This is a genomic window from Sphingopyxis sp. SCN 67-31 (genome assembly GCF_001725095.1).
Window position 1 is genome coordinate 1 of record NZ_MEFH01000074.1, and the last position, 26,166, is coordinate 26,166.

Annotated in this window: 23 protein-coding genes; 13 read left to right on the forward strand and 10 right to left on the reverse strand. The window is 64.6% G+C overall.

The window, feature by feature from the left end:
• Positions 1–436, forward strand: a 436-nt coding sequence (locus ABS88_RS15660; protein WP_286750097.1) for a prolipoprotein diacylglyceryl transferase, incomplete at its 5' end; no start/stop codon positions are given.
• 278 nt (positions 437–714) lie between these two features.
• On the opposite strand, the gene ABS88_RS15665 is transcribed toward ABS88_RS15660, so the two are convergent.
• Positions 715–1,680, reverse strand: a complete 966-nt coding sequence (locus tag ABS88_RS15665) for a tetratricopeptide repeat protein (RefSeq protein WP_137893521.1) — start codon at positions 1,678–1,680, stop codon at positions 715–717.
• Between the two features lie 269 nt (positions 1,681–1,949).
• Here ABS88_RS15665 and ABS88_RS15670 point away from each other — a divergent pair, with 269 nt between their 5' ends.
• From ABS88_RS15670 to ABS88_RS15685, 4 genes are all read left to right on the forward strand, one after another.
• Complete coding sequence (locus ABS88_RS15670) at positions 1,950–2,750, forward strand: hypothetical protein (protein ID WP_058818191.1); 801 nt, start codon at positions 1,950–1,952, stop codon at positions 2,748–2,750.
• Between the two features lie 562 nt (positions 2,751–3,312).
• Positions 3,313–3,447: a hypothetical protein gene (locus ABS88_RS15675; protein ID WP_269433469.1), complete on the forward strand. Its 135-nt coding sequence runs from the start codon at positions 3,313–3,315 to the stop codon at positions 3,445–3,447.
• A gap of 49 nt (positions 3,448–3,496) precedes the next feature.
• On the forward strand, positions 3,497–4,123 hold the full coding sequence (locus ABS88_RS15680; protein ID WP_058818190.1) for a lasso peptide biosynthesis B2 protein: 627 nt from the start codon (positions 3,497–3,499) through the stop codon (positions 4,121–4,123).
• A 185-nt stretch (positions 4,124–4,308) separates the two neighbouring features.
• On the forward strand, positions 4,309–5,856 hold the full coding sequence (locus ABS88_RS15685; protein ID WP_058818189.1) for an asparagine synthase-related protein: 1,548 nt from the start codon (positions 4,309–4,311) through the stop codon (positions 5,854–5,856).
• Here ABS88_RS15685 and ABS88_RS15690 read toward each other — a convergent pair.
• The 8 genes from ABS88_RS15690 to ABS88_RS15725 all read right to left on the reverse strand — a co-directional run bounded on the left by ABS88_RS15690 (position 5,853) and on the right by ABS88_RS15725 (position 15,196).
• Positions 5,853–8,048, reverse strand: a complete 2,196-nt coding sequence (locus ABS88_RS15690) for a prolyl oligopeptidase family serine peptidase (RefSeq protein WP_058818188.1) — start codon at positions 8,046–8,048, stop codon at positions 5,853–5,855. The two genes, ABS88_RS15685 and ABS88_RS15690, sit on opposite strands and share 4 nt — an antisense overlap.
• A 2-nt stretch (positions 8,049–8,050) precedes the next feature.
• The gene (locus tag ABS88_RS15695) at positions 8,051–10,546 is read right to left on the reverse strand and encodes a TonB-dependent receptor (protein ID WP_231728230.1); all 2,496 of its coding nucleotides are present in this window, start codon (positions 10,544–10,546) and stop codon (positions 8,051–8,053) included.
• Positions 10,547–10,680: 134 nt separating this feature from the next.
• Positions 10,681–11,694 carry a FecR family protein gene (locus ABS88_RS15700; protein ID WP_058818187.1) on the reverse strand — a complete coding sequence of 338 codons (1,014 nt, stop codon included), beginning with the start codon at positions 11,692–11,694 and terminating at the stop codon, positions 10,681–10,683.
• Positions 11,691–12,485 (reverse strand): RNA polymerase sigma factor, encoded by a 795-nt coding sequence (locus ABS88_RS15705; protein WP_286750098.1) that lies wholly within the window; start codon positions 12,483–12,485, stop codon positions 11,691–11,693. The genes ABS88_RS15700 and ABS88_RS15705 overlap by 4 nt, the downstream gene beginning before the upstream one ends.
• Before the next feature lie 65 nt (positions 12,486–12,550).
• On the reverse strand, positions 12,551–13,147 hold the full coding sequence (locus ABS88_RS15710) for a GntR family transcriptional regulator (RefSeq protein WP_058818186.1): 597 nt from the start codon (positions 13,145–13,147) through the stop codon (positions 12,551–12,553).
• Positions 13,144–14,010, reverse strand: coding sequence for a phytanoyl-CoA dioxygenase family protein (locus tag ABS88_RS15715; RefSeq protein WP_286750099.1), 867 nt, complete (start codon positions 14,008–14,010; stop codon positions 13,144–13,146). The genes ABS88_RS15710 and ABS88_RS15715 overlap by 4 nt, the downstream gene beginning before the upstream one ends.
• Complete coding sequence (locus tag ABS88_RS15720; RefSeq protein ID WP_053556400.1) at positions 14,007–14,633, reverse strand: acyl-homoserine-lactone synthase; 627 nt, start codon at positions 14,631–14,633, stop codon at positions 14,007–14,009. Before ABS88_RS15720 ends, ABS88_RS15715 begins: the two co-directional genes overlap by 4 nt.
• A gap of 146 nt (positions 14,634–14,779) precedes the next feature.
• A complete protein-coding gene (locus tag ABS88_RS15725) occupies positions 14,780–15,196 on the reverse strand; it encodes a MerR family transcriptional regulator (protein ID WP_053555753.1) in 417 nt (138 codons plus the stop codon).
• Positions 15,197–15,273: 77 nt separating this feature from the next.
• Here ABS88_RS15725 and ABS88_RS15730 point away from each other — a divergent pair, with 77 nt between their 5' ends.
• Together ABS88_RS15730 and ABS88_RS15735 are read left to right on the forward strand one after the other, a co-directional pair.
• The gene (locus ABS88_RS15730; RefSeq protein WP_053555752.1) at positions 15,274–15,624 is read left to right on the forward strand and encodes a mercuric transporter MerT family protein; all 351 of its coding nucleotides are present in this window, start codon (positions 15,274–15,276) and stop codon (positions 15,622–15,624) included.
• Positions 15,617–15,841, forward strand: a complete 225-nt coding sequence (locus tag ABS88_RS15735) for a GDCCVxC domain-containing (seleno)protein (RefSeq protein WP_053555751.1) — start codon at positions 15,617–15,619, stop codon at positions 15,839–15,841. Before ABS88_RS15730 ends, ABS88_RS15735 begins: the two co-directional genes overlap by 8 nt.
• 81 nt (positions 15,842–15,922) lie before the next feature.
• Here ABS88_RS15735 and ABS88_RS15740 read toward each other — a convergent pair whose 3' ends face one another.
• A complete protein-coding gene (locus ABS88_RS15740) occupies positions 15,923–16,657 on the reverse strand; it encodes a LuxR family transcriptional regulator (RefSeq protein WP_053555750.1) in 735 nt (244 codons plus the stop codon).
• A 486-nt stretch (positions 16,658–17,143) separates the two neighbouring features.
• On the opposite strand from ABS88_RS15740, the gene ABS88_RS15745 reads away from it, so the two are divergent.
• The 6 genes from ABS88_RS15745 to ABS88_RS15770 all read left to right on the forward strand — a co-directional run bounded on the left by ABS88_RS15745 (position 17,144) and on the right by ABS88_RS15770 (position 26,156).
• Positions 17,144–17,566: a DUF2958 domain-containing protein gene (locus tag ABS88_RS15745; protein WP_077031314.1), complete on the forward strand. Its 423-nt coding sequence runs from the start codon at positions 17,144–17,146 to the stop codon at positions 17,564–17,566.
• A 103-nt stretch (positions 17,567–17,669) separates the two neighbouring features.
• Positions 17,670–19,775, forward strand: coding sequence for a ParB/RepB/Spo0J family partition protein (locus ABS88_RS15750; protein ID WP_089216924.1), 2,106 nt, complete (start codon positions 17,670–17,672; stop codon positions 19,773–19,775).
• A 150-nt stretch (positions 19,776–19,925) separates the two neighbouring features.
• Positions 19,926–20,417 (forward strand): hypothetical protein, encoded by a 492-nt coding sequence (locus ABS88_RS15755; RefSeq protein ID WP_077032458.1) that lies wholly within the window; start codon positions 19,926–19,928, stop codon positions 20,415–20,417.
• Positions 20,410–20,916 carry a hypothetical protein gene (locus ABS88_RS15760; RefSeq protein ID WP_089216923.1) on the forward strand — a complete coding sequence of 169 codons (507 nt, stop codon included), beginning with the start codon at positions 20,410–20,412 and terminating at the stop codon, positions 20,914–20,916. The genes ABS88_RS15755 and ABS88_RS15760 overlap by 8 nt, the downstream gene beginning before the upstream one ends.
• 145 nt (positions 20,917–21,061) lie before the next feature.
• Positions 21,062–21,706 (forward strand): DUF8835 domain-containing pootine, encoded by a 645-nt coding sequence (locus ABS88_RS15765; protein ID WP_077031312.1) that lies wholly within the window; start codon positions 21,062–21,064, stop codon positions 21,704–21,706.
• Between the two features lie 91 nt (positions 21,707–21,797).
• On the forward strand, positions 21,798–26,156 hold the full coding sequence (locus tag ABS88_RS15770) for a strawberry notch family protein (protein ID WP_286750100.1): 4,359 nt from the start codon (positions 21,798–21,800) through the stop codon (positions 26,154–26,156).
• The last annotated feature ends 10 nt before the right edge of the window (positions 26,157–26,166 follow it).

Below are 26,166 nucleotides of genomic sequence, written 5' to 3' on the forward strand. Positions count from 1 at the left end.
GCCGATCGGCCTGTTCTTCGGTCGTCTCGCCAATTTCGTGAATGGCGAGCTTTGGGGAAAGCCCACCGATGTGCCCTGGGCGATTGTGTTCCCCGGAAGCCATGATGGTCTCGCCCGCCATCCCAGCCAGCTTTACGAAGCCGGGCTGGAAGGGTTGGTCCTGTTCGCCGTGCTCGCCTTCCTGTTCTGGTTCACCGACGCGCGGCGCAAGCCGGGGATGCTCGTCGGGGTGTTTCTCATCGGCTATGGTCTGGCCCGATTTACGGTCGAGTTCTTCCGAGAACCCGATGCCCAGCTTGTCGGCTTCGCAGCCAGAACAGGGCTTCACATGGGTCAGTGGCTCACGGTGCCTATGATTGCGGCAGGGATCTACCTCGTTGCCGCAGCATGGCAGCGGTCAGTCGATCACCCGGCTCAAGTTACCCGAAGCCAGTGACGTGCTCGCATCGGGCAGATCTGCGCTCCGCTGGAATGGCAGCGATCAACCTACGCGATTGAACATCGATCGATTCAACCGTAGCTTCGCCCCCCGAACATTAGGTCCCTAGCGGCCAGATATCTCGCCTAAGCAGTAGCGCCAATGGCTGTGGGAGACGGCGCCAGGCTGGCGTCGGCGGCGTCCGCCCGCTCTAAGGTAGTGCAAACGGCGACACATATTCGTTATGTTTATCCTGCACGGGGCTGTTTATCCTGCACGGGGCGCCATTTTCGATATTATGGCAGAGATTTTCGAAGCTTTTCGAGCTTTCGAGCAACGCCGATTCGGGCATCGATGCTCAACGCCTTCTCATAAGCGTCCACCGCCTCCTGGATCGCGCCTTCCTTTTCGTGCAGTTCGCCGAGGAGCCGCAAAGCATGCGCTTGCAGCGTGCGCTCAGAACCTTGCGCCGCGACATGCAAGCCGGCCAAAAGTGCCTCTCGCATCCCGCGATCCATTGGCTCTTCTGACGCGAGGACCATGCGAATGACATAAAGATCGCCAGCGCCGATGCGCTCGGTCTGCCAGCCCTTGCGGTCGAGCATAGCCCCGTCGAAGTCATAGCCGACACGGCCGCCGTTGTTTCGTAGCAAATAGACGTGGCGGCCGGTGGTATCGAACTCATAACCGTCCGCCCAACCCGTCTCGACCTCCCAGCGGGCGATTTCGTCGCCTAGTTCGAGATCGAAAAGAATGTAGCGGCAACTGTCGTCGCTCCCGGGGGCATTGGCGGTCTGGCAAATAGCGATGCGTCCATCGTCCGACAGGCCATTGCTTATCAGATTGGCGTTCAGTTCCTTTTCGACCAGCTTTGCGCCGTCGGCCCCGAAGGCTACGAACCGACCCTTGAGGCCATCGCCGAACAAGCGGTCGTGGATGATGAAGCTGCCATTGTTCGCGGTCTTTCCATCCGCGGGACGCTCGAGCCGTCCCGTTGCGACAATTTCATCGCCGTGAAGCAGGGACCAGGAACCATGGCCTTCGTGGCGGTATCCGCCGACCGTACCTTCACGATTTCGATCCGCCCAAACCAGGTGAAAATCTCCATTGGGGGACGCGGCATGATGACCGAAAAACCCGATCGACTCGATCCGAACGAGGTCGTGCCCGAACTTTTGCATGCGAAGACCTGTTGTCTTTGGGCGCGTGGGCAGCTCGCTTTGGGTTTCCGTTCTAAACAGCCGCCGCAGAAATCTCTTCATCCCATACTCTCCGTCTCTCGGCGCGTTGCGACTTCCGAGACGTGCAGGGGAGGCCCGCTCGACGCAAGAGGGCTCAAGCTCGCTGCCCGCCTTCTTGCCGATTGACTTGTCGTCAGCGCTACGCCAGATTTCTCGTAGGCCTTCAACAGGGGCCTGCCGCCTGCATTTGCGAAGCCACAATGGCACTGTTTTGATCACTGACCCATCGCATTTCGTGGCTTTGGGGGCGGTAGCAGGCGACGCCGGTCCGAAGCCCACGGAGACCTGCGATGATGTTTCAATATTCCACCCTCGCCGGGCTGAAATCGCTCGCCAAGCAAATCCAGGCGGAGCAATCGGTCCCTCGGCACGATGCGCTCGACCTCGCGGCATGTGCAGGCGGGTTCCAAGGCTATGTCGATGCGAAACGGAAACTTCCAAGCCGATCCACGCTCCACAATGTCATGGTTCGTCAGAACTGGTGGGGATATGAAACAAGGGAAAGCGGCACCGCGCACATTGATCTCAAATTGCGTGCGCCACTGACCGAGCTGGTACGGCGTCACCATCTGACGGGCTATCTGGGCGCCTGCAAGATCGAGGACTCGGTCTTTCTGGAGCGGACGGGCCAGCAGCGCCACGCCAATGAAATCCAATGGTATATTGGCCGGATCGCCCGTGCGCTGCAGTTCATGGACGCAACCGGTCTCAAACCCTCAAGCGCCCGCAGATGCTATCCGACGCACGAGTATGACAGTCGTCCGCCCGTCGCGGATCATGATCATTGCTGGTTCGATCCCGAAGCGCGGGTCCATATATTGTCGACAGAACCCTATCCCGGACGAACCGAACGAGGCGAACCCCGACAGATCGAATGGGAACGGCGGCATGGATGGAGCACCATCTATGTCAACTGGGGCAGCATTTATGGAAACGGCACTGAGTTCATCCTTTGTTGCCCCGCAGCCTACGCCGAAGTGCTTTCGGCCAAGGTTGAACTCCTCGAACGCTCGTCGCCAGCCGTCGAGGATGAAGCGGTCGTGATCGAGACATTTGATCCCGCCGCGCGCAAGGTCATCGTCTTCGATTAGGTTTGCCGGAAGGAGCGGGGCTGCGGGCGCGCTCTTTCCCGCCGGCCTGTCGGTCGGCTCCTGAGGGCGCGGCACCTGATGTATCGGGCCCCGCCGCACTCTGAACCGGCGGCATTTCCAAATTGCGGGCGTTGAAAGCCGACATGCCCCGGCTTTCCGCCCGCACTCATTGGGCACATGGCCGCCTTGTTGCAGGGTGCGCTCCATTGATCAGGCGCTCGCTGGGCGCTCGCGGTCCGTCAGCCACGGTTCGGCCTCGATAATGATTTCAGAAAAATACATCCAGATTTGGGGCCAGTTTCCATTGCGACAATTCCGGTTTCGACCAGAACATCTTGGCGCCTTATCAATACGGGCGTGTGACCGGGTTCCGTCACGTATGTCCAGGCGAAAGCTAAAGGTGACGGTATGCGCTCCCGACGCGCGTTTCCTTTGCGCGGTCACCTTTTTACCCTGATCGCACGTTCAGAAAATAAACGGATTATAAAATAGAGCAGCTTTTCGCTGTGGCTTAGCGTCGGACTGCGACTCATTTCGGTCGCGAATGATGAAAGGAAAAGCCATGGACAAGCGTGAAAACGGTATCGTCGATCTGGGCGATGCGCGCACCGAAACCCGCGGCCTCGGTGTCGAAGGTCCGATCGACCTTGCGACGCTCCAGCGGACATACAACGCCGGCATCCAGACCGACGACTGATGCACCGGGCGTGCGGCGCCTCGGTGCCGCACGCACGCATATATCTCATATGGCCTCCTACCGCCTCCGCTCCGACCTCAGATATTGCGCAATAGGCACACGGATAATTTGCCTCGATCTTTCGGCGAGCCGCTACTTCCTGCTGGAAGATGTTGCAGCCGAAGCGTTTGAGGCGTTTGCGAAGGGCAAGGCGAGTGAAGAGCAGACCGCTTGGCTGGTCGAACGAAATCTGGTCGAGGCTGGCGTTCCCACAGTCCCACCATCGCTGGCTCCTGATCCGACCGAAAGCATCTTCGATGGTCCAACCGGGGCATCGCACCCTTGGCTTATCTTGGAAGCCGTCGCCTCCCAATGGCGCGCTCGCCGCAACCTCGCAGCCCGGCAGCTTGGCACTCTCCTTATCCCGACGGGGCTGCCCGAAACTGGACTAGATCCCTGCAGACTCGTTGCCGCCGCCTTTGCCCGGGCATCGCGCTATCGCGATGCGACCGACCAATGCCTCGTCCGGGGGCTTGCCATGCGAACGATGCTTGCGCGCCGCGGACTGGGCGTCGATCTCGTCATCGGAGTGATGCTGCCGTTCGCAGCGCATTGCTGGGTTCAGGCAGGCTCTGTCGTACTCAGCGATCCCCTGGACCGCGTCCGGAATTTCAAGCCCTTGCTGACGGTGCGATGAGACTTGCCTTCCGCCTCGACATTGCGCCGTCGGGTCTTCCGCCGTCGCCTGCCAGCACCGCGACGGAGTGTCCGGTCTTCAGCTCGTCCGTTGCGCGGTTATGCAGTGCGGCGCCGTGTATCGATCTTGGGGAAAGGGGCTGCATCGTCGGGCCGCTCTTCCGGCGTGAAATACCATCGGGCCGCGTGACCGATCTCAATCGGGACGAACGGCAATCGATCGCCGAGACGCGCGGCTTGGCGCTGCTCGCTGGCTATTGGGGTGGCTATATTGCCATGCTGATCGGCGATGACGGAACAGTTTCCTTGATGCGTGATCCGTCCGGAATGATGCCATGCTATATGCGCCGCGCGGCGAGCGGTGTCGTGCTGGCCAGCGATATGACGGCCATCGCCGAGCCGGGACAAGTCGCCGTCGATTATAGCGCGCTGGCGCGCATGTTTGGCGGGATCGACTTCATCGGCCGAAAGACAGGCATCGATGGCGTCGAGGAACTGCTTCCCGGCGAGCGTCTCGTCGTAACGGCTGACGGGAACCGGATCGAGCAGGCATGGTCCCCATGGGACCATGTTCGCCCGCCTAAGGGCTGCGGGTTCGAAGCTGCGGCTGTCGCTCTGCGTGACACGCTCAAGGACAGCATCGGCGCCTGGTCGACCGGCTTCGACAACATCTTAGTCGGCGTGTCGGGCGGGCTCGACAGCTCGATTGTAGCAGCGGCGCTCGGCCCGCGCATACCAAGGTTCCGGTGTCTGACCATGGTCGAGCCCGGCACCGATGGGGATGAGCGGCGCTATGCTAAGGCCCTCGTCGATAGGCTCGGTGTCGGGCTTGATGCGCCGATCTTCGACCTCGGCACCGTCGACGTTACTAGGCCGGTCATGCGCCACCTGCCGCTGCCCATTGCTGCCCACTACTTCCCCGCCCTTCAGGCCGAGCATCGCCGACTCGCGCGCGACAGGCCGATCGACGGATATTTTTCGGGCAATGGCGGCGACAATGTTTTCTGCGCCCTGCGCAGCGCGGCGCCGCTTGCCGACCGTTTTCTTGCACAGGGACTTCACCCGGGACTGTTCGCTACCGCGCGCGACCTTGCCGACTTGACCGGCTCGGGCATGATCGACGTCGTCCGCGCAGGCTGGGAACGCATTCGGCGACGGAAGGGCGGGCATCGCAGGCGTATCGATCTTACGGGCCTCGGATCTACGGGCCGGGCCGCTGCTGTGGCGGAAGGAGATCGGCATCCCTGGTTCGCGGCGCCGCCGGGCGCGCTCCCGGGCAAGGCAGCGCATGTTGCCATGCTGGCCCGTGCCCAAAAGAGCATCGAACTCTATCCCCGTGCGATCAGCCCGCCCCAGATCACCCCTTTGCTGTCGCAACCGGTCCTCGAACTCTGCCTATCGATTCCGTCGTGGTTTTGGGTGCGAGGGGGCCGCGATCGTGCGGTAGCGCGCATGGCGTTCCGTGATCTCCTTCCCGATCTCATTCTCGAACGCAGGACGAAAGGCAGTCCCGGCGGGTTTGTCCGGCGCGTGTTTGACGCTCAAGGAACGATGGCCGTCGAAATGCTTCTGGAGGGCAAGCTCGTCGGCGCCGGGCTGATCGACCCCGACTGGCTTATCCGAGCAAGCAAGGAAGGCTGGCGGGACGATGGACGCGATCACCGGATCCTGACGTTCGCGGCGGCCGAGGCATGGACGCGCTGGTGGGAGGAGGGAGGCCGGGTCGAAAGCTAATGTCGGTTCTCATCGTTCGCCGTTTTGGCGCTGCAACTGCGCGGGGCCGCGTCACGCATCTTGTCCCATAGCGCGTAGCGGTCGGCGTGAGGCGATTGTGGATCGCGCTTGCCGAGGAGCCAATAATCGAACCACGCGATATTTTCCTCCATCGCAAGAATGCGGTTCGACGGGATGTGGAAGATGTGCGTTTCATCTGTCGCTGTGTTCTCGCCCGGATAAAGGCTGAGCTGCGCGGGAACACCGGCCTTGCGGAGCGCGGCGTGAAGATCAATCGACGGAATGAGCGGTGCCGCGACCTGTTGCAGCACCGCGCCGCAAACTTCGTTTGCACGAAGCGACGGAGAGAGCCGGCGATAATTTGCGAGCGCCGCCGGATCGGTTGGCGGCCCGCCGAACACCGTGCCGTAAGAACCTGCCACGTTGAAATAGAAGGCCGGTTCGAGATAGCCGCCGTCGCCGCTCGATGCCGCGCGGAACATCGAGCTGTTCGTGATCGTGACATTCGTCATTTGCGAGCCGAAGCTGTAACCTGCGATCCCAACCCGCGCCGGATTCACGATCCCTCGATCGACGAGCTCCTTCACGGAATCTTCGAAGGTCGCGACCGAGTTCAACCAAATTAGCTGCCTCAGCTTCTCTGGCGAAACCGCCTTCGTCTCGCTGACCCAGGCTTCATAGGCGGCATCGATTTCGGCGTTTTGGCGGGACGTCGGACTATTGACGAGCAGTACGACATAGCCCCGTTCGGCGAACAGTTGCGCCGGATATTCCCATTGATTTTCGTGCGTTGCAAAGCGGTCGTCCGCGTCCGATGCATGCGTAATGACGATCGCCGGATATTGCCGACCCTTTGTGTATCCGCGCGGCCAGACGATATAACCGGTCGCCTTGTAACCATGTCGATTGATCCAAGTTCGGGGTTCGATCCGAAGCGGCGCGATCCCTTCGTGATCGGCCGAGACCGATGCCACGCGGGTTATGCCGCCACTCGCAACGTCGACGCGCACCACCGATGGCGGCACCGTCTGCGATTGCGCGATGCAGGCGCCTTTGGTGAGCGAGACCGTAAAGTCGCAATAGTTGAGGCTGAGAGCGCTACTAATCGTTCGGACACGATCATTTTCGATGATTGCTAGCCCGAAGCGAGGATTGTCGATCGTGCGGAACCCCGCAATCGCGCGCCTTCCATCAGGCGACAGGAAGCCGCCGGCCGCGCGGGCATCGCCCACCGCAAAGGGAAAGCGTCCGAAGCTCCGCCGCTCGTCGCCGGGAATGGTTTCGACAAGCTCGCGCGTATCGCCGGTGCCTTCCGACGACAGCCGGCCGCCATGAAGGCCGGGGAGGCGCCAGTAACCGCGAGCGGCTTTGCCATCCACCACTCGAATTTTTTCCGATGTGAACGACCAGCCTATCGTCACAACCTGCTGCCCTCCGGCGGGGTCCGTTTCCATCACATCGAACCGCACCTCATCCTTCTCCCACTGGACGAAGCTCCTGTCGAAAAATGTCCGAAGGTCGCTTTGCGGACGCGTCGCGAGAAGAATGTCCCTGCCCTCAGGATCGCGGAGGTAGATCGAGGCAGTGGCCCGGCCGGGGGCGCGGCGCTGCGCGCGCTCGGCAGTGACCGCGTCGTCGTAGCGCATCGCTTTGACGAACGGTGCGGCGTCAAGGACGACATACCAGAGCCAGCGCCCATCGGGAGACCAGCTGTGCGCCCGCACCCCCGTAGCAAGCGGCGCATGACCATAGCCCGGAAGCACAGCACCCTCGGTATCGCCATAAATTGCAGTCGCAGGATGCGCGACGATCGGGGTTACAGCGCCGCTCGCCCCTATCCGATAGAGCTGGACGCCATCGCCCTTATCGAGCCGCGCGCTCCAGTCCCCCGTTCCGGGAATGCGCTTCAGCTGATCGATCCACGCGGCTCGCTGCAGCTCGCGGGTCGTGCCCTTTTCCAGATCAACATATCGCAGCAGCGCGACCGTCCGGTCGCTCTGGCGGTCGGCGATCCGCACGACATAGATCGCGCTCTTCGCATCCGCCGAGACCGCGAGATCCCGTACCTCGGGGACCGTCAGTTGATCGTCGATCGTCCAGCTGCGGCCGGCTTTCTGTGCGGCTGAGGCCGGCGAGGTCGGCAGCGCCGCGCCGAGCAGTGCCGCCCCTGCGAGCAGAAGAGGGCGGATCATGCTCACCACTCCTGCCGCACGGTGAGGCCGACGAAGCGCCCCGCCGGTGAATAATTTGTCGTATCGTAGGGCGTCTCGCTGGGCAGGGCGGTGACAATCGCCGTCGGCTTCGCATTGAACAGGTTGAGCGCGGCAAGCGACACGTCGGTCCGCTTGCCAAGGCGCACCCGCGCCGTGAGGTCGAGCGTGGTATAGGAGGGAATGCGCATGCGCACCGCCTGCCGATCGTCATCGAGCCCGCTCATATGGTTGACGAAGGCGGCGAGCGTGAAACGGTCGCCGCCATAGGTAACTCCGGCACGCCCGCGAAAGCGCGATGGCCGGAACAATGTGCCGGCGAGCGACGTCCAGGCAGCGCCGGGAAGGATCTGCTGGCGGCTCTTCAGGAAACTGCCCGCGGTCGAGAGCGCAAGCTCTTTCCCACCATCGAATTCAATGCGGTAGCGCATCGAAAGATCGACGCCCGAATAGCGCTGGCGCGCGATATTGCGGTCGCGTGCGTCGATGAAAGCAACGATGGTCGCAGGGTCGTAGGGCCGGCCCGTACTATTCTCCAGGCCGAGAAGTGCGCCGTCAATGATCGCGGCAAGATCGTTCGCATCGGGGTTTAGCGTAACAAGATCGGCATAGAGCGGATTATCGAGCACGCCGACGAGCGACGGGATCGGCGTCGCGACGCGGTCGGTGTAATCGATCCTGTACCAAGTGGCGGAGAATTCGAGGCCGCGCGCAGGAGTAAGCTGCGCGCTCAGCGTAATATTCTCCGAACGCTCGGGTCCGAGGCGACTGTCGGGGCCCGCCGCGAAGATGACGTTCGCGCTCGCCGGATAACCGTTCCCATAGCGGGCAGCGCGTCCCATGATCGCCGAATAGCCGCTATACTGCTGGTAGAGCGTCGGCATTTTGAACGAACGCCCCCACGAAGCACCGAGGCGGAGGATCTCCGCCGGCTCCCAAACGACGCTGAGCTTGGGGATCATAATGCTCGGCGCGTCCGAATAATCCTCGAAGCGGAGCGCGGCTGTGAGCGAGAGCGAGTGCAATCCCGCAATCTCTTGCGCGGGTGCCGTGACCGGGACCAGCAGTTCGCCATAGGCAAAGAGATTGTCACGCCGCCGCCGGACATCGCCCGTGGGGGACGCCGCGAAGAAGTGATTGCGCCGCGCCCCACCGCCGACGGCAATGCGCACGTCGCCCGCCGGCAGGGCGAACAGTGGTCCTTGGAAGCCCGCTTCAAGCGCGAGGTTGCGGTTGAAAAAATGTTTGTCGATGTGTGCGAGCAAATTTCCCCCGAAAAAGAGGTCGGAGAAGCCGCCCGTGCGATCGGTGCCGAAGAAGCCGCTCGCCTTGAAGCGCCAGTCCCCGCCGAGCTCCGCAGAGATGTTTGGGGCGATCCCGAAGGATTCCGAGGTACTGACATTGTCGAGCCCCAACTGGTCGGGGGCGAGCGCCAGGCTGTATCCGGTAACCGAGTGTAGCCGACTCTTCTTGTAAAGAAGGTCGGCAGCAAGCGTCACATCCGGACCGATCGCCTGATGTCCACTCAGGAGCAGCGAGTGCCGCCAGGTCGCGGGAAAGAGCATCGTTTCCGCATTGGCGGCGTCCGCATAATCGCGATCCCCCGCGCGGATCGCCGACGAACGGCTATAATCATAGGCTGCGAGCAGCCCGCCCGACGACCACGCCTTGCCGCCGAGCAGCCCGTACTGCTGCTGGACATTGCCGCCATCGGTCGATGCGCCGACGCGCGCCATTGCCGACGCACCGTCATAGTCGCGCTTGAGCAGGATGTTCACCACGCCCGCGACGGCGTCCGCGCCATAGATGGCCGAGGCCCCATCCGCGACGATCTCGATCCGCTCGACAGCGGAAACAGGGATGGCGCTGACGTCGATCACCGATGACACGCCGGTATAGGCGAAGCGATTTCCATTGATCAAAGTCAGCGTTGCATTGGGACCGATCCCGCGCAGGTTGAAGGTCGAGGCGCCGTTGACGTTGGCGTTCTCGTTTGGCGCTCCCTGGCCGTTGCCGATGCCGGGGTTGAATCCGCCGCCGAAATTCTGCGGGAGGCTGCGCGCAACTTCGCCGAGATCGGCCTGGCCTGCGTTACGGATATCTTCGCTCGTCACTCGGACAACCGGGGCTGCGGACGGGGCGCCCGCGATACGGCTGCCGGTCACCACGATGTCTTCTTGTGCCGGACTGCTCTCGGACTGCGCTCGCCCCAAAATGATGACCGAACCGCGCTCGAAGCGCGGGGTCAGCCCGGTTCCGCGCAGCAGGGTCTCGATTGCTTCGCGCGGAGTGATGTTTCCGTCTAGCGTTGGGGCCTTCCGGCCTGCGAGATCGGCACTCGACGCATAGAGTTCGATTCCTGCCTGCGCAGCCACTTTTCGCAGTGCCTCGTCGAGATCCTGCGCTGGCAGATCGAAGCTCTGGCGATCCTGCAACTGAGCCGCCGCGGCAACGGGATGCAGACAGGCCACACCGGCCATCAGCGACAAGCAAAAACGAGACTTTCCGGACATCATCATACTCCCCCTGGGTTGTGACCGGGTGCTTGGGCACACGGCCTTTGGGGGAGCGATGACGCCGGGTCGGCGACCGCCTTAGGGGAATGATGAAATAATTATCGGTGGCGCAGGTGGATGCCGTCGGCGCGCTTGCTGATCTCCAGATCGAACAATTGGGCGAGCCGCTCGGCCACTGTCTCGGGCTGGCTGATCCTGAACCGGCCCGACGCCTCGAGCCCCGCGGTTCCTGCGTCGTCGATGATGATCGGCTTCGCCGCGTAGCGATTGGCTTCGGCAGTGAGCTGATCGAGCCGGACCGAGCGATAGTCCGCCCAGCCCGACGGCCATTCGCGGCTGTCTTGCTGTGTCGGCGATGCGGCTGGTGGCTGCTCCTTGCCGTGCGGGCCGTAGGTCACGGACCGTCCCGATGACAGGACTTGGGCGTGCCGGGCGCCGGTTTCCGGGGCGCCGCCGAAGCGAATATCGGCCTCGCCGCGCAGCATCGTTACGCTGAGCGCGCCATTTTCCTCGAAACCGATATCGAATGCCGCATCCTCGGCCGTGACCACGCCGTCGCCGGCCTCGACGCGAAGCGGTTGTTCATTCTTGCTCACCGAAAGCCGGACGCGCCCCTTGGCGAGCCGCAGATGGCGTGTCGCTTGCGCAAATGAGACTTCGAGCCGGCTATCGGTGTCGAGCACTGCGGTGGAACCATCGGCAAAGCGGAAGCTGCGGATCTCCCCGCGGCGGGTGACCAGCGGCTCGGCCGCGCGCGCCGCGAGCGCACCGTCTCCGAGCGGACCGGAAAGCGGAGCGCCTCCGGCGCCGAAAGCCAGAAACACCACCGCAGCGGCGGCGATCACGGCTCCCGCCGACAGCCAGCGTCGCCCGGCCCGGCGTCGGCCGCTGCGCTGTTCGGTTTGCGCAGTGCCGTGACGCGGCGAGGATTTCAGGATCGCCGAGGCGGCGAGATTCTTCGCGATCCGTTCATAGGCCGCCTTGTGATCAGGCGAGGCCGAAAGCCAGGCGTCGAACTCGCCGCGGTGCGCATCGGGGTTCTCGCCGCGCATCTTCACGAGCCAGGCGTGCGCTACCGTGTCGACCGGATAGTCGTCAGACGCCTCACTCATCGGCCGCCGTCCACCACCTTTGCGATAAAGCCGAGCGCCCTCATCATATGATATTCCACCGTCGCGATGCTGATGCCGAGGCATTCATGTATCTCACGATAGCTGAGTTCGTCGACCCGGTGCATCAGAAACACCCGGCGTGTCTTTGGTGGCATGGCGTCGACCGCCTCTTCATAGAGCCGGAGAAGGTCGTCGGCTTCCATATTCCATTCCTGCTGCGGCGGGCTGGCGGCATCGCTTTCCTCCTGAAAGGAAAAGAAAAGCGCGGGGTTGCGCCGCTGCCTCCGGGCGCGGTCGATCAGCAGGTTCTGCGCTATCCGGCGAAGGAAGCCGCCCGGATTGGCGAGGCTGTGACGCTGCTCGCTGCCCGCCGCGCGCGCGAAAACTTCCTGCACGAGATCCGGCGCTTCTTCGGGCCCAGCCCTTCGGCGAAGAAAATGAAAGAGCCAAGGACCATGCGCCCGAAAAGCGTCATCGAGGTCGCAAGCGTCCGCCGGTGCCACGACGGGCCGGTCGTCGGGATGCGCGTGACAGGCCGACGACACCGAAAAGGGGTGGCGCTCCTGCGACAGTTTCTTGGCAGGGTATGATGACAATTTACACAGCCGATTGGCACGAGATCGCTGGCCGGCGTTTGCCCGGCTATCGATCTTCCAACGCTGTGCCGCCGTTTGGCCGCGTGGGAGCGGCATGGTCCGGAACGGCCGCCAGTCCGACAAGGACGGGCGTTCATAATGGCTGGCGAGAATATCGCGCGGGCGTTGCCAAATCTGTCCCGCACCCCGAATCATGTCAGCATGGCCGCGCAAAGACAAGGATTATGGGCAGAATCAGACGTTGGGCACCGGGTCTGGCACTATGACGCGCCTCCAAGCAGCCGCGCATAGCTGGCCGCTTCGCCGGCGCGGCGTTCGTGATAGCGGAGCAGAAGGTTGCGCGTCTCATGCGGCGGGCCGCTTGTCAGCGCGGCCGCGAGCGCATCCAGTTCGGCGACTGTTTCGCCGACAAGCTGTTCGTCGAGGTGCCGCGCCAGATGGAGGCGGTCGCCGAGCGCGGTGATGCTCGCGACCAGTTCGCCATTGCCCGACCGCGCTGCCATTTCGATGAACAGTCCGGCGGTTCGATCGGGATAGTCGCCATCCTGCGGAGCCGGCGTCGCGCGCCCGCGCGGGGTCGTCGCAAGCGCAGCGAGCAGCAGGATGAGATGGAGTTCGAGCATGTCGCGATACTCGGTCTCGGACAGGCGATGCGCGTGAAACCCGTCGCCATGGCTGAAATCGACCATGCGCTCGCCCGCCAGTCGGTAGAGGCAATCACGCACCGGCGTCACGCTGACCCCGAGCTGATCGGCGATCTTCGCCGATTCCAGCCGGCTGCCAGGCACCCAGCCGCCGGCCATCAGCCGGCGCTTGATCGCTTCATAAGTTGGCTCGACGACATGCGCGGGGCTCATGCGCCGTTCCGCTCGGCCGCCGCGAACTCTGCGAGCATCGCCATCTGGTCGGGACGCAGCCCATCGACCGCGCCGATATGCTCCGGGATATCGCCTCCGAGGAGTAACGAAGGGCATTGGCCTTCATAATTGCCGAGATTGGGACGGTGCTGGCGATAGCCCGCGAGCGCGGCAAGCTCGCGCGGGAAGCCGCGCGCGATCTCGGGGGGATAGGCGAGCCATAAATTCTCATAAGGTTTGAGCCAGCCGAGGCTGTAGCCGATCACGACACCGCGCCGCACCTGGTCGGTGATATTGGCGCCGGCGCCATGCGCGGTCGAGCCCAGAAAGCAGATCGCGGCGCCCGGGTCGCACGCAGCGATGATCGGCTCGCCGGGGTCGATCTTCGCCATGCCCTCCGCGCCATGGCTGTGAGGATAGATGTGCGTTGCGCCATTGTCCGCGGTGAAGGGGGTGAGCGGCCAGATGACATTGAGCAGATATTCGCGCGCGCCTTTTTCTCCCGCCCACATGTCATGGTCGCGGTGTGGAAACTGCCGGATCTCGCCCGGATGGATTTCGATCGCCTGCGCGACATTGAGCTGGATGCTCTCGCAGGCGTCGCCGAGAATGGATTCGACCGCCGCGAGGATTGTCGGTTCGAGCGCCAGTGCCTGCGCCCAGACCGAGCGCTTCATCAGGGCGCCGAATCTTTTGGTGCGGTGACCGTAGAAGTCGCCGCGCCCGAACGGTGTCGCGGCGAAGACCGGATCGAGATCGGCGTCGAGCGCCCCAATCGCATCCGGCGGCATCAGGTCGGGGACGATGCAGTATCCCGTCTCGCGCAGTTCCCGGGCAAGATCATCGGACGCAAGACCGGTCATGCTTCCGCCTCCCCATCGTCGTCGGCGAGGCGGAACGAGAGCGGCGCATAGACGCCGCCGCGCTTGAGGTCGTCGAGCACATGCGCGTCGATATGGATGTGCAATGCCATCAATCTCCCACCCGGATCCGCGGCCTTCGGCCCGAGCGCGTCGCATCTCCAGCCGAACTCCCGGACCTGATCGAACCAGCATAGGTCGGCGACGCCGGTATAATCGGTGATGCCTTCGCGCAGCGCATGCTCTGCAAGGGCGGTCACCAGCTGGTCGCGCGCGGCGCGGCGCGATGCTGCGTCCTGGTCCCGGTCGAGGCAGAAGCGGCTGATCTCGCACACGGTGGGGCCGCGCGGCACGTCGCCGGCGCACAGATGCGCAAAATGATCGCCAAGGAGATGTGCGCCCTCGGTCGGGAGCAGCCGCGCCGAGGCGCGGTGGCGGCCATCGGCGTCGAGCAGGATGAGATAGCGCGCCGCCGGCGTGTCGAAATGGTCGAGCTCATATTGGCCGGCGAGTACTGGCAGGTCCCATTTGAGCAGGTCGATGAAGACGCTCTTGCGCGCGGCGAACATGGCGCGCAGCGCCGCGTTCCCGGGCGCGGCGGGCGCCCGCGGGGTCGTGTCGATCATGATGATTCCTCGGCTGTTGGTGCCGGGAATCAAATCATTTTCCGTGGACTGCGCGTATCCCCAGATATGAGGATGATCCGCGCGATTCCAGAAGCTCTTGATAGTTGAGCCTGTCGCTCGTCGTCACGCGGGTGTCATCCGGACGATCAGCCGTGCGGTGTACCGGCCCGAAGCGTCTGGAGCAGCGGACAGGCGGGATCGTCGCCGGCCTCGCAAGCCCGTACCGAAGCGGCGAGGACACGCTCCATCCGCTTGAGATCGGCGATCTTCGCGCGCACATCCGCAAGGTGCGACGAGGCGACGTCGCGCACCTCGGCGCAGGCAGCCTGGCCTCCAGTCGCGAGTTGGAGCAGCGCCCGCACCTCGTCGAGGGTGAAACCGAGCTCTCGGGCCCGGCGCACGAAGCCGAGGCGCCCTACATCCTCCTCGCCATAGTTGCGGTAGCGACCGCGCCGGAGCGGAACGTCGAGGACGCCGATCCGCTCATAATAGCGGATCGTTTCGATGTTGCAGCCTGTGCGGCGCGAGAGTTCGCCGATCTGCATCGCTCTGGTTGCGGCCATCGCAAAAATACCTCTTGAGTCTGTAGCTGCTACAGATGCTACGGCGTCCCCTCACACCGCACAAGGAACCGATCCCAATGCAGAATCGCCCCAAGGGTATCGACGCCGGCGCGTTCACCTTAGCCGGCATCGCCGCGGCTTTCGGCGTTGCATCCTGTTGCGCGCTGCCCTTCCTGCTGGCCTCTGCGGGGATCGGAGCCGCATGGCTCGGCGGCATCGCGATGGTCGCCATGCCCTATCGCACGCCGCTTCTTCTGATCGGGGCGGCATGCCTCATTCTCGGCGCCTTCCTGCTGTTCCGCCAGCAGCGCGCGGCCGCGCGCTGTGGCCCCGGCGGTGCCTGCACGCCCCGCTGGGTGCGCATCCTGACGCTTGCCGGCCTCCTGCTTGGCGCGGCGCTGCTGTGGGCGGGCTACCATTATGTCTGATGCCGGCCCCGACCTTCGTTCGACGATCACCTGTCCGCAGTGCGGCCATCGCGAGACGGAAACGATGCCGACCGACGCCTGTCAGTTCTTCTATGACTGCAAGGGCTGCGGTGCCGTGCTGAGGCCCGAGCCCGGCGACTGCTGCGTGTTCTGCTCCTATGGAACCACGCCCTGCCCGCCGATCCAGATCGGAGGCAAGGGCGCGTGCTGCGACTGAGCGGCACGCCCTTGCCTCGGCTGTCATTCCGGGCGTGCCTGCCTCCTTGCTGAATTTCCGGACAAGTCGTCGTTGACGCGGTCAGCGCGCGTGCCACCAGTCATAGACGTCCCCGAATCCGATGAGGCCATCGAACAGCGCGCAGAGGGTCAGCATCTGGCCGCAATGCACGTCATAGCGGTCGCGCGCGGTCTTGAGATGCTGGACGACCGTCACTTCGCCGATCCCGAGAATGACCGCCACTTCGGCCGCGGTCTTGCCGCGTGCGGTCCATAATACGCACTCGCGCTGCCGTTCGCTCAGCGTCGCTTTGCTTTTTAGCGGCACGGCGCCGACGAGCTGGCGTGCCGAGACGATCGCGAGCGCGCCGATGATTTCGGCAATGCGGAGCATATCGTCCTGAAGCTCGCTTTGCGGGCGCAGGACGAAAGAGCAGGCGCCGCTGGCCTCGCCGGGAAGGTGGCGCGGCACCGTATAACCATCGGCGAGACCATATTCGCGGCCGACATGGAGCATTTGCCGGTCGCTGCGGGTCAGCGGGATGTAGCTTTCGATCTCGTCCCAGCGGAAGCCGGTCATCGACCGTTCGCCGGCGCGGCGCACCGGATCGGCACCGCCAAGATCGAAACCGACATAGACCTTGGCCCAGGCATCGGGGTAATTGTGAACCAGCAGGGATGCCGGCTCGGCATTGCCGCGCCGGTCATAGGCGAGCGCGAAATGGTCGAAGCCGAGGCGCATCGATGCGCGCGCGAGGGCTTCGAAGAGCCCGTCCTCATTCGTCGCCGTGGAAATTTCGAGGGCGAGTTCCTCCATCAAACAAAAATGCTTCACTGTGACCGTCCGGTCGCCGGCACGTTCCCAACCCGTCGATCCCGCGAGCCGCTCCCTGGGTCGCCGGTCCCGGTTCCTCTCCGGCACGGACGACAGATGGGACATTATGCGACTGGTCCCGGCCCTCGGCGAGGCGGGCTTTTGCCCTGGCCCCTGCTGCGCGACGGCGATCGCCTCCCGGTCCTAATCGATTGGCCGGAAACGGGAAAGGCGCGGGCCCCGGAAAATTGGCCCCAGATCTGCATCTATTTCCGGTTCGCCGGGCGCTGCCGCGCGGCGCCCGGAAAGAGAGCGAGAGGAAGGAACGGGTCCTGGCGAGCGGATCGAAGGAGGCGGGAGTGGCCCTGCCTCCGGTCCGCCGCGGAGACCTTGCATGACATATCATTCCTTCTTCCCGCACTTGGCGCTCGCGTGGCCCGTCCGCCCGACCGGCGTGTACGCCCCAACCCTGGCCGGGAGGGCGGCGGCATGAAACTCCTGACCCCCGATCTCGCGGCGCGACTACGCGCCAACGACGCGGCCCATCGCGCCGCCGTCGCGCGCGGCGGGCGCGAACCCGACCCGGCACCCGTCGTGCGCTTCTTCAACCCGGTGGGCTCGGCGACCTGGCTCGCGACCGAGATGGACGAGGACGGGATCCTGTTCGGCCTTGCCGATCTCGGCTTCGGATGTCCCGAGCTGGGCAGTTTCGCGCTCGCCGAACTCGAAGCAGTCCGGTTGCCCTACGGCCTCGGCATCGAGCGCGACCTCGGCTTCACACCGCATCATCCGCTCTCCGTATATGCGGCGGCGGCTCGCAGCGCGGGCTCGATCCTGCTCGGCGAGCGGAGTTTGCGCGAAGCGGCGGCGCGGATGAGCGGGCGCGGCTCCCGAATTGCCGGGTGCGGATAGGTCCGCCTGCGGCGGCCCCAAAAAGGGAGAGGAGGGCCGGTTTTTCGTGACGGGCTTGGAAGCCGGGAGAGTGTCTCGCGGCGGCCCGTCATGGAGAATGGCCATGGCCAGAACTGCCGCCAAAATCACCCTCAGCCCGTCGCGCGATATCCCGCTCGACCGGCTGGTCCTGTCGCAGTCCAATGTCCGGCGTGTGAAGGCCGGTGTGTCGATCGATGCGCTCGCCGACGATATCGACCGGCGCGGGCTGCTCCAGAGCCTCAACGTCCGGCCACTGCTCGGCGCCGACGGCCAGGAAACCGGCCGGTACGAGATACCGGCCGGCGGGCGCCGCCACCGCGCGCTGGAATTGCTGGTGAAGCGCAAAAGGCTCGCGAAGGATGCGCCGATCCCCTGCGTCGTGCGCGTCGCCGACAATGACATCCTCGCCGAGGAGGACAGTCTCGCCGAAAACAGCTTTCGCGAGCAGCTTCATCCGCTCGATGAGTTTCGCGCGATGCTGGCGATGGTCGAGAAGGACACCGGGATCGAGGAAATCGCCGCGCACTTCCACACCACTCCGGCCGCGGTGCGCCAGCGGCTCAGGCTCGCGGCTGTCTCGCCGAAGCTGCATACCCTCTATGCCGATGATGCGATGACGCTCGACCAACTGATGGCGTTCACCGTGTCGGACGACCATGCGCGCCAGGAAGAGCTGTGGGATCAGCTCGAACACAGCTTCAACAAATCGGCGGCCTATATTCGCCAGAAACTGACCGAGAACAGCGTGCGCGCCGCCGACAAACGGACATGCTTCGTCGGTCTGGGCGCCTATGTCGAAGCCGGTGGCGGCATCGTGCGCGACCTGTTCGAGGCCGATGGCGGCGGCTGGCTCACCGATCCGGCGCTTCTCGACCGGCTGGTCGACGAGCGGCTGAAGGCGGAAGGCGAGCGTATCCTTGCCGAAGGCTGGAAATGGGTGACGACCTCGATCGACCTGCCGTGGGACGCCACGCGCGGCCTCCGCGAGATCGACCGCGAGGTGACCCCGATGAGCGAGGATGAACTGGCGCGCGTCGCCGCGCTTGAGGCCGAAGGCGAGGAACTTGAGGGTGAATGGGCCGATGCGCCGGAGGTTCCGGCCGAGGTCCACGCGCGGCTCGATGCGATCGAGACCGAGCTTGGCGCGCTCGCGGACCGGCCGGAGCTTTTCGATCCGGCCCAGATGGCGATCGCCGGCGCTTTCGTCTCGATCGACCGGGACGGGTCGGTGCGGGTCGAGCGCGGATTTGTAAAGCCCGAGGACGAGCCGGAGGCGGAAGCGTCCGAAGACGAAGCGCACTCGGCTGCGGGCGGCGATGCCCGGTCCGCCGGTCCGGACGCAGGCGACGAGGCCGCAGTGCCCGCCGACGATGGTGCGGACGAGGAGGCGGAGATACTCCGGCCTCTTCCCGATCGCCTCGTGTCGGATCTGACGGCGTGGCGCACGCTCGCGCTTCAGGACGCCTTCGCACAGGATCCGGCGACCGCCTTCGCATCGGTTCTCCATGCCCTCGTTCTCGGCTGCTTCTATTCGAGCAGCAGGGAAAGCTGCGTTCAGGTGTCGCCGAACCGTGTCTATTTCACGAACGCGCCGACCAATTTGCGCGATTGCGGCCCCGCGCAGGCGATCGACGCGCGCGCGGCCGAATGGAAGGAGCGGCTCCCGCAGTCGGACAAGGATGTGTGGGACCATCTGCTCACGCTCGATGGCGAGGAGCAGACGAAGCTGTTCGCGCATTGTGCGTCGCTCTGCGTCAACGCGCAGGCCGAGATCGTGCCCAAATATGACAATGGCCGGATCTCGGCGCATGGCGTCGAGCGCCGGATTGCGCACAGCCATGTGCTGGCGCAGGCGGTGGGGCTCGATGTGCTCGCCGCGGGCTGGCGTCCGACGGCCGATGGCTATTTCCGCAGCGTGACCAAGCCGCGGATCCTCGCCGACGTCGCCGAAGCGCGGGGCGAGAATTTCGCCCAGATGATCGACCATCTCAAGAAGGCCGACATGGCGCGCGAAGCCGAGCGGTTGCTCGAAGACAGCGACTGGCTCCCGGCGCCGCTGCGCACCCCCGGTCTCGAGCCCGCGGTTCCGGATGCGGCGAATGATGACGCCGCGGACGCACTCCCGCCGGGTCTCGCCGACGTGCTCGATGACGATGTCGCCGGCGGCGATGCGGTCGCGGCCGAATAGTCGCCGCGAGGCCAGGCAGGTCCAACCCGATCCCAAATTTGAGAGCCCGGCCGCGTGCCGGGCTTTCCTTCTTCTGGAGAATTGAAATGTCCAATCTTGTCAATGAACTGGCGCTGGTGACGATGTCGGGCGCAGACCATGGAGGGCGTCATGGCTGACCGCGTCCCTGTTTCGATCACGATCGGCGGCCATGCCGACCAATCGACCTTCGCCGAGCTTGCGGCCCTGATCGCGATGGAGGGCCTGTCGACCGAATGGGATGGTCCATCCTTCGAGCCCGGCCATCGCACTATCGGCGAGGCGGTGTCGCTCCACGCGCATGAGGTCGCCTGGGGCCGGGTCGAAGCCCTCGAAAGCTTCTGTGCCGAGAAGGGGCTGCCGTTTGTCCGCTGGTCGGGGAGCTATCCCGGCGAATGGAGCGCCGAACGGATCGTCTTCCGCGGTGCGGGCACGATCGATTCCTACATGGTCGATGAATCCGACCGCGTCATGATCGACCGCTATCTGGTGAACGAGCGCGGAAGCATCGCGGCGGTCCTCGCCTATTTCGACGCCGCGGCCTTTGTCGTGCCGCCGCTGGTGGTCGAGGGCGATCCCCCACCGGTGGATGCGGCTGCTGTGGAGGAGGCCTGTCATGGCTGACTATTTCTCCCAGACGGTCATCCAGCCCGATGTCCCGGTCGCGGCCATGACCGTGCTCGAGCGAAGGATCCTTGGCGAAATCTTCGAGCATGAGGATATGGGCGACGACGTCTACTTCTTCGCGAGCGCGGGTCCGAACGACTTTCTGTTCCTGTCGGTCGATGAGGCGAAGACGCTGCTTGCGGAAAGCAAGGGCGTTCAAAGCTGCACCGCCGAACTGGTCGAAAGGGAGCTCGGCGAATGCGAGGCGGGGACGACCGAACTCGAGATCGATGTGTCGATGTTCGGCTATGAGGCCATCCTCCAGGACATCGTGCGGCGATCGGAGACACTCGATCATTTGCAGGTGATGATGGCCTGGACCTGCTCGAAGATGCGCCCCGATGGCTTCGGCGGCATGGCCAACTTCATCACCGCCGACGACATCGACACGATGTCGACGACGGGTTTCCTTGAAGAAGCTCTTGGCCGGCTTCAGGGCGAACATCCTCCGCGCTGATCGATCCAGTGCTGACAAACCGACTGAAAGGCCCGGCTCTGTGCCGGGCTTTTCCTTTTTGGGGAGGTAGGTCCTTGTTTGGGAAGGCAGGCATGTCCGCCTCCCTTTTTCCCACCTCTTCGACCCGTTCAAAGGAGGCAAGCCGATGCCCGAGATTGTCGAAACGACCATATATGGTCTCGAAGAGCTTTCCGAGGCGGCAAAGGATCGGGCCCGCGCTTGGTATCGCGAGGGCGGCTTCGATCATGATTGGTACGATGCTGCCTTCGCCGACTTCGAGCGCATCTGCGACCTTGTCGGCGTCGAACTGGCGACGCAGCGGGTCCGCCTGTTCGGCGGCGGCACGCGCGCGCGAAGCTGTATCTGGTTTTCGGGCTTTGCGAGCCAGGGCGACGGTGCCTGCTTCGAGGGTGTCTATCGCTACGCCAAGGCCGCGCTGAAGAATATCCGCGGCTATGCGCCAAAAGACGCCGAGCTTCATCGCATCGCCGGCGCGTTGCAGGCGGTCCAGCGCCGGAACTTCTATCAGCTTTCGTCGGTCGTCGCGCACCGCGGCCGATATCATCACGAATATAGCATGGCGATCGCTGTCGAGCGCGATGACCCGATGTTGCGGGAGATGACCGCGGATGCGGAGGATGAAATTGGCGAAGCACTGCGCGATCTGGCGCGCTGGCTCTACCGGCAGCTCGAGCGCGAGTTCGATTATCTGAACTCCGATGAAGCCGTCGACGAGGTGATCCTGGCCAATGGTTATGGCTTCACCGAAGCCGGGGACCGCTTTGGCTGAGAGGAAGAGGCGGGCCGGAAGGGGATAGCCCCAGGGTCCAGGAGAGAGCGCCTGGCGGCTGCCCTTCAACGCCTCTCCAGGATATTCCGCCATGCGAACCATTTTGCCCGACGCCGAAGCCGGCGCCGCCCCCATTGCCTCATCTCTTTCCTCACCTGCGGCCACCCCTGCGGCGCGGCTCTTCGATGCGGCCCAGCGCCTTCTTCCGCTGCTCGAGGACGGAACGCCCTTCGACACCGGGCAGCTCCGGATCGCGATGACGTCGGCCTACGGCCAGACCGATGCCGAGGGCGCATGGGACTGGAAGATGGCTTATGATGCGTGCGAGGCGGCGCAGGTCCTGCTGCTGCGCCGCTACGGGCGCGCGCTGGCCGCTCGCGGCCGCGCGCCGCAGCGCCAGCTCGCCATGTGGCAGCGCATCGCGGCGCGTGTCCCGACCCAGACGCGGCGCTCCGAGGAGGGGCAGTCCTTCCAGCAATTCTCGACCCCGCTGCCGCTCGCCTTCGTCGCCGCTTTCGCTGCCGCGATCCGGCCCGGCGATTGCGTGCTCGAGCCCTCGGCGGGGACGGGAATGCTCGCCGTGCACGCGGGTCTTGCCGGCGCGACGCTCGCGCTCAACGAATTCGCCGAACTGCGCGCGGGCTTGCTCGAGCTGCTCTTCGCGCCGACGCTGGTCAGCCGTCACGATGCCGCGGCGATCGACGACCGGCTCGATCCTGGGGTCGCGCCCGATGTCGTTCTGATCAACCCGCCATTCTCCTCACTCGTGAATGTCGATCGCAAGATGAAGGGCGCGGCGCTTCGTCACATCGCCTCGGCGCTGGCGCGGCTGAAAGACGGCGGCCGGCTTGTCGCCATCGTGGGTGCCGGCTGCTCGCCTGAGGCGCCGGCATGGCGCGGCGCCTTCATCCGCTTGCAGGAAAGCGCCACGCTTCGTTTCTCGGCGGCGATCGCCGGCAAGGTCTTCGCCAGGCATGGCACGACGATACCCACCCGCCTCATCGTGATCGACAAGGTTCCCGCGGGCGATCCCGCGCAGCTTCCACAAAGCCGCGGCGAAGCCCCCGACCTTGCCACATTGCTCCAATGGGTCGAGGAGGATCTGCCGCCGCGCCCGGCACCGCCCGCTTTGCCCGTTGCACCGGCGACGGCGGTGCAGGCCCGAGCGACGGCGAATGTTGATGACGCATGTGCCCGGGCTTCGGCAAAGGCTGCGCCGCCCGGCGATGCCGGCGTCGAGCTTGGCTATGAAACATTGGACTGGGTGCCGCCCGAGGGCCAGCTCGGCGACACGATCTACGAGCCCTATGCACTTCAATCGCTCTCCATTCCCGGGGCGAGGCCGCATCCCACCGCGCTCGTCCAGTCGGCCTCGATGGCATCGGTCGCGCCCCCCAAGCCTGTCTATCGACCGCATCTGCCGGCGCATCTCGTCAGCGAAGGCGTGCTGTCCGACGCGCAGCTTGAATCGATCATCTATGCGGGCGAAGCCCATGGCGGGCATCTCTCGGGTGCGTGGACGGTCGATGCCACCTGGGACGTCGTCGGCGCCGCATCCGATGACGCGGAAGGCGCGGTGCAGTTCCGGCGCGGCTGGTTCCTCGGCGACGGCACCGGCGCGGGCAAAGGCCGGCAGGTCGCGGGCATCATTCTCGATAATATGCTGAAAGGCCGCCGCCGTGCGCTCTGGATCTCGAAGTCGGACAAGCTGCTCGAAGACGCGCAGCGCGACTGGTCGGCGCTGGGGCAGGAGAAATTGCTCGTCACGCCGCTGTCGCGCTTCCGGCAGGGGGCACCGGTGAAGCTCGGCGAGGCCATTCTCTTCACCACCTATGCGACATTGCGTTCGCAAGGGCGCGAGGGGAAGGCGAGCCGGATCGAGCAGATCGTCGAATGGCTCGGCCGCGACTTCGACGGCGTCATCATCTTCGATGAAGCCCATGCGATGGCCAATGCCGCGGGTGGGAAGGGCGAACGCGGCGATCAGAAGCCTTCGCAGCAAGGCCGTGCCGGGCTTCGCCTCCAACATGCGCTTCCCGAGGCGCGCATCGTCTATGTCTCGGCGACGGGTGCCACGACGGTTCAGAACCTCGCTTATGCGCAGCGTCTGGGTCTCTGGGGCGGCAGTGATTTCCCCTTCGCATCGCGTGCCGATTTCGTCGCGGCGATCGAGGACGGCGGGGTTGCGGCGATGGAAGTGCTCGCGCGCGACCTGAAGGCGCTCGGCCTTTACGCGTCGCGTTCGCTCTCCTTCGACGGCGTCGAATATGAGCTGCTCGAACATGCGCTGACGGGCGAACAACGGCGCATCTACGACAGCTATGCCGCCGCCTTCCAGGTCATCCACAATAATCTCAATGCCGCGATGGAGGCGGCGGGGGTGACGAGCGCAGAACATGGCACATTGAATGCCCAGGCCAAGTCGGCGGCGCGATCGGCGTTCGAGAGCACCAAGCAGCGCTTTTTCAACCATCTCATCACCGCGATGCAGACGCCGAGCGCGATCGCGAGCATCGCGCGCGATCTTGAGGCGGGCCATGCGGCGGTCGTCCAGATTGTCTCGACCGGCGAGGCCTTGCAGGAGCGGCGGCTCGCCGAGATCCCGGCGGACGAGTGGAACGATGTGTCGGTCGACATCACGCCGCGCGAATATGTGCTCGATTATCTGGCATCGAGCTTCCCGGTCCAGCTGTTCGAACCCTGCACCGACGGCGACGGCAATCTTTCCTCGCGCCCGGCCTATGACGGCGATGGCAATATGATCGTCAGCCGCGAAGCCTGCCGCCGCCGCGATGCGATGATCGAGAAGCTGGCGAGCTTGCCCCCGGTGCCGGGCGCGCTCGACCAGATCGTCCAGCATTTCGGGGCCGACAAGGTGGCCGAGGTGACCGGGCGCTCGCGGCGGATCGTGCCGCGGGTCGGCGATGACGGTGACCTCCGTTTCGCGGTCGAAAACCGGCCTGGCAGCGCCAATATCGGCGAGACCCATGCCTTCATGGACGATGAGAAGCGAATTCTCGTCTTTTCGGAAGCCGGCGGCACCGGGCGGTCCTATCATGCCGACCTTGGCGCGAAGAACCAGCGCCGCCGCATCCATTATCTGCTCGAGGCGGGCTGGAAGGCCGATGCCGCGATCCAGGGGTTCGGACGCACGAACCGCACGAACCAGAAGCAGCCGCCGATGTTCCGCCCGGTATCGACCGACGTGAAGGCGCAGAAGCGCTTCATCTCGACGATCGCGCGGCGGCTCGACACGATGGGCGCGATCACGCGGGGGCAGCGGCAGACGGGCGGCCAGAATATGTTCAGCGCGCACGACAATCTGGAATCCTTCTATGCCCGCGACGCGCTCCGCCAGCTCTACATGCTGATCGTGCGCGGCAAGGTGGAGGGCTGTTCGCTGCTCAGCTTCGAGACCGCAACCGGGCTGTCGCTGCTCGATGCCGAAGGCGGGATTCGCGACGAACTGCCGCCGATCACGACCTTCCTCAACCGCATGCTCGCGCTCACCATCGACCTTCAGAATATATTGTTCGAGGCGTTCGAGGCGCTCCTCATCGCGCGGATCGAGGCGGCGGTGGCGGCGGGCAGCTATGAGGTCGGTCTCGAAACGCTGCGCGCCGAGAGTTTCGTCGTCACCGATCGCCGGACGATCTACACCCATCCCGGCACCGGCGCCGAGACCCAGCTTCTGACCATCGACCGGAGGGACCGCGTCGTCCCGCTCTCGCTCGGCAAGGCGCTCGATCTCGCACGGACCGAGGACGCGGCGTTGCTGGTGAACGGGCGTTCGGGCCGGGCAGCGGTCAAGCTGCGCGCGCGCAGCCTCATCGACGACGAGGGTGCGGTGCATCGCCGTTTCCGCCTGATCCGCCCGATGGAGACAGTGCTGATCCTCGCCGAGCAGTTCGGGGCGAGCCACTGGACTATCGTCGATGCGGAGGCGTTTACCGCGGCGTGGGAAGCCGAACTTGGAGAGCTTCCCGACTATGAGACCGGAACACTGCACATGGTCTCGGGGCTCCTGTTGCCGATCTGGCGCAGCCTGCCGAACGAGTCGACGCGGGTCTACCGGCTGCAAACCGATGCGGGCGAGCGCGTCATCGGCCGCCGCGTATCGCCCGCATGGGCCGCGCGGATCGTCGATGACGGGCCGCCGAAGCTGTCGGCCGAACAAGCCTGGTCGACGCTGCTTGCGGGCGAAGCCGTCCTTCACCTCGCTGAGGGTCAGCGCGTCGCGCGCGTCCGCTCGATGAACGATTGGCGGATCGAGCTCACCGGTTTCAACGATCTGGGGATCGAGCGCCTCAAGGCATTTGGCTTGATTTCGGAGATCGTCTCGTGGAAATTGAAGCTCTACGTGCCGGCAGGGGCTGCTGGCGCCGATGTGTTCGCGAAGCTCGTCGATCGGTTTCCGATTGAACGGGTCAGCGACCGCAAGGCCGCCTGAAGGAGCCCCG

Coding starts and splice junctions, on each gene's coding strand:
- ABS88_RS15665 (WP_137893521.1), bottom strand. CDS start 1,680: ATGAAGAGATTTCTGCGGCGGCTGTTTAGAACGGAAACCCAAAGCGAG.
- ABS88_RS15705 (WP_286750098.1), bottom strand. CDS start 12,485: ATGATTCGGGGTGCGGGACAGATTTGGCAACGCCCGCGCGATATTCTC.
- ABS88_RS15735 (WP_053555751.1), top strand. CDS start 15,617: ATGTCTGATGCCGGCCCCGACCTTCGTTCGACGATCACCTGTCCGCAG.
- ABS88_RS15710 (WP_058818186.1), bottom strand. CDS start 13,147: ATGAGCCCCGCGCATGTCGTCGAGCCAACTTATGAAGCGATCAAGCGC.
- ABS88_RS15740 (WP_053555750.1), bottom strand. CDS start 16,657: ATGGAGGAACTCGCCCTCGAAATTTCCACGGCGACGAATGAGGACGGG.
- ABS88_RS15730 (WP_053555752.1), top strand. CDS start 15,274: ATGCAGAATCGCCCCAAGGGTATCGACGCCGGCGCGTTCACCTTAGCC.
- ABS88_RS15765 (WP_077031312.1), top strand. CDS start 21,062: ATGCCCGAGATTGTCGAAACGACCATATATGGTCTCGAAGAGCTTTCC.
- ABS88_RS15760 (WP_089216923.1), top strand. CDS start 20,410: ATGGCTGACTATTTCTCCCAGACGGTCATCCAGCCCGATGTCCCGGTC.
- ABS88_RS15700 (WP_058818187.1), bottom strand. CDS start 11,694: ATGAGTGAGGCGTCTGACGACTATCCGGTCGACACGGTAGCGCACGCC.
- ABS88_RS15755 (WP_077032458.1), top strand. CDS start 19,926: ATGGCTGACCGCGTCCCTGTTTCGATCACGATCGGCGGCCATGCCGAC.
- ABS88_RS15725 (WP_053555753.1), bottom strand. CDS start 15,196: ATGGCCGCAACCAGAGCGATGCAGATCGGCGAACTCTCGCGCCGCACA.
- ABS88_RS15675 (WP_269433469.1), top strand. CDS start 3,313: ATGGACAAGCGTGAAAACGGTATCGTCGATCTGGGCGATGCGCGCACC.
- ABS88_RS15670 (WP_058818191.1), top strand. CDS start 1,950: ATGATGTTTCAATATTCCACCCTCGCCGGGCTGAAATCGCTCGCCAAG.
- ABS88_RS15720 (WP_053556400.1), bottom strand. CDS start 14,633: ATGATCGACACGACCCCGCGGGCGCCCGCCGCGCCCGGGAACGCGGCG.
- ABS88_RS15745 (WP_077031314.1), top strand. CDS start 17,144: ATGAAACTCCTGACCCCCGATCTCGCGGCGCGACTACGCGCCAACGAC.
- ABS88_RS15680 (WP_058818190.1), top strand. CDS start 3,497: ATGGCCTCCTACCGCCTCCGCTCCGACCTCAGATATTGCGCAATAGGC.
- ABS88_RS15690 (WP_058818188.1), bottom strand. CDS start 8,048: ATGATCCGCCCTCTTCTGCTCGCAGGGGCGGCACTGCTCGGCGCGGCG.
- ABS88_RS15770 (WP_286750100.1), top strand. CDS start 21,798: ATGCGAACCATTTTGCCCGACGCCGAAGCCGGCGCCGCCCCCATTGCC.
- ABS88_RS15695 (WP_231728230.1), bottom strand. CDS start 10,546: ATGGCCGGTGTGGCCTGTCTGCATCCCGTTGCCGCGGCGGCTCAGTTG.
- ABS88_RS15715 (WP_286750099.1), bottom strand. CDS start 14,010: ATGACCGGTCTTGCGTCCGATGATCTTGCCCGGGAACTGCGCGAGACG.
- ABS88_RS15750 (WP_089216924.1), top strand. CDS start 17,670: ATGGCCAGAACTGCCGCCAAAATCACCCTCAGCCCGTCGCGCGATATC.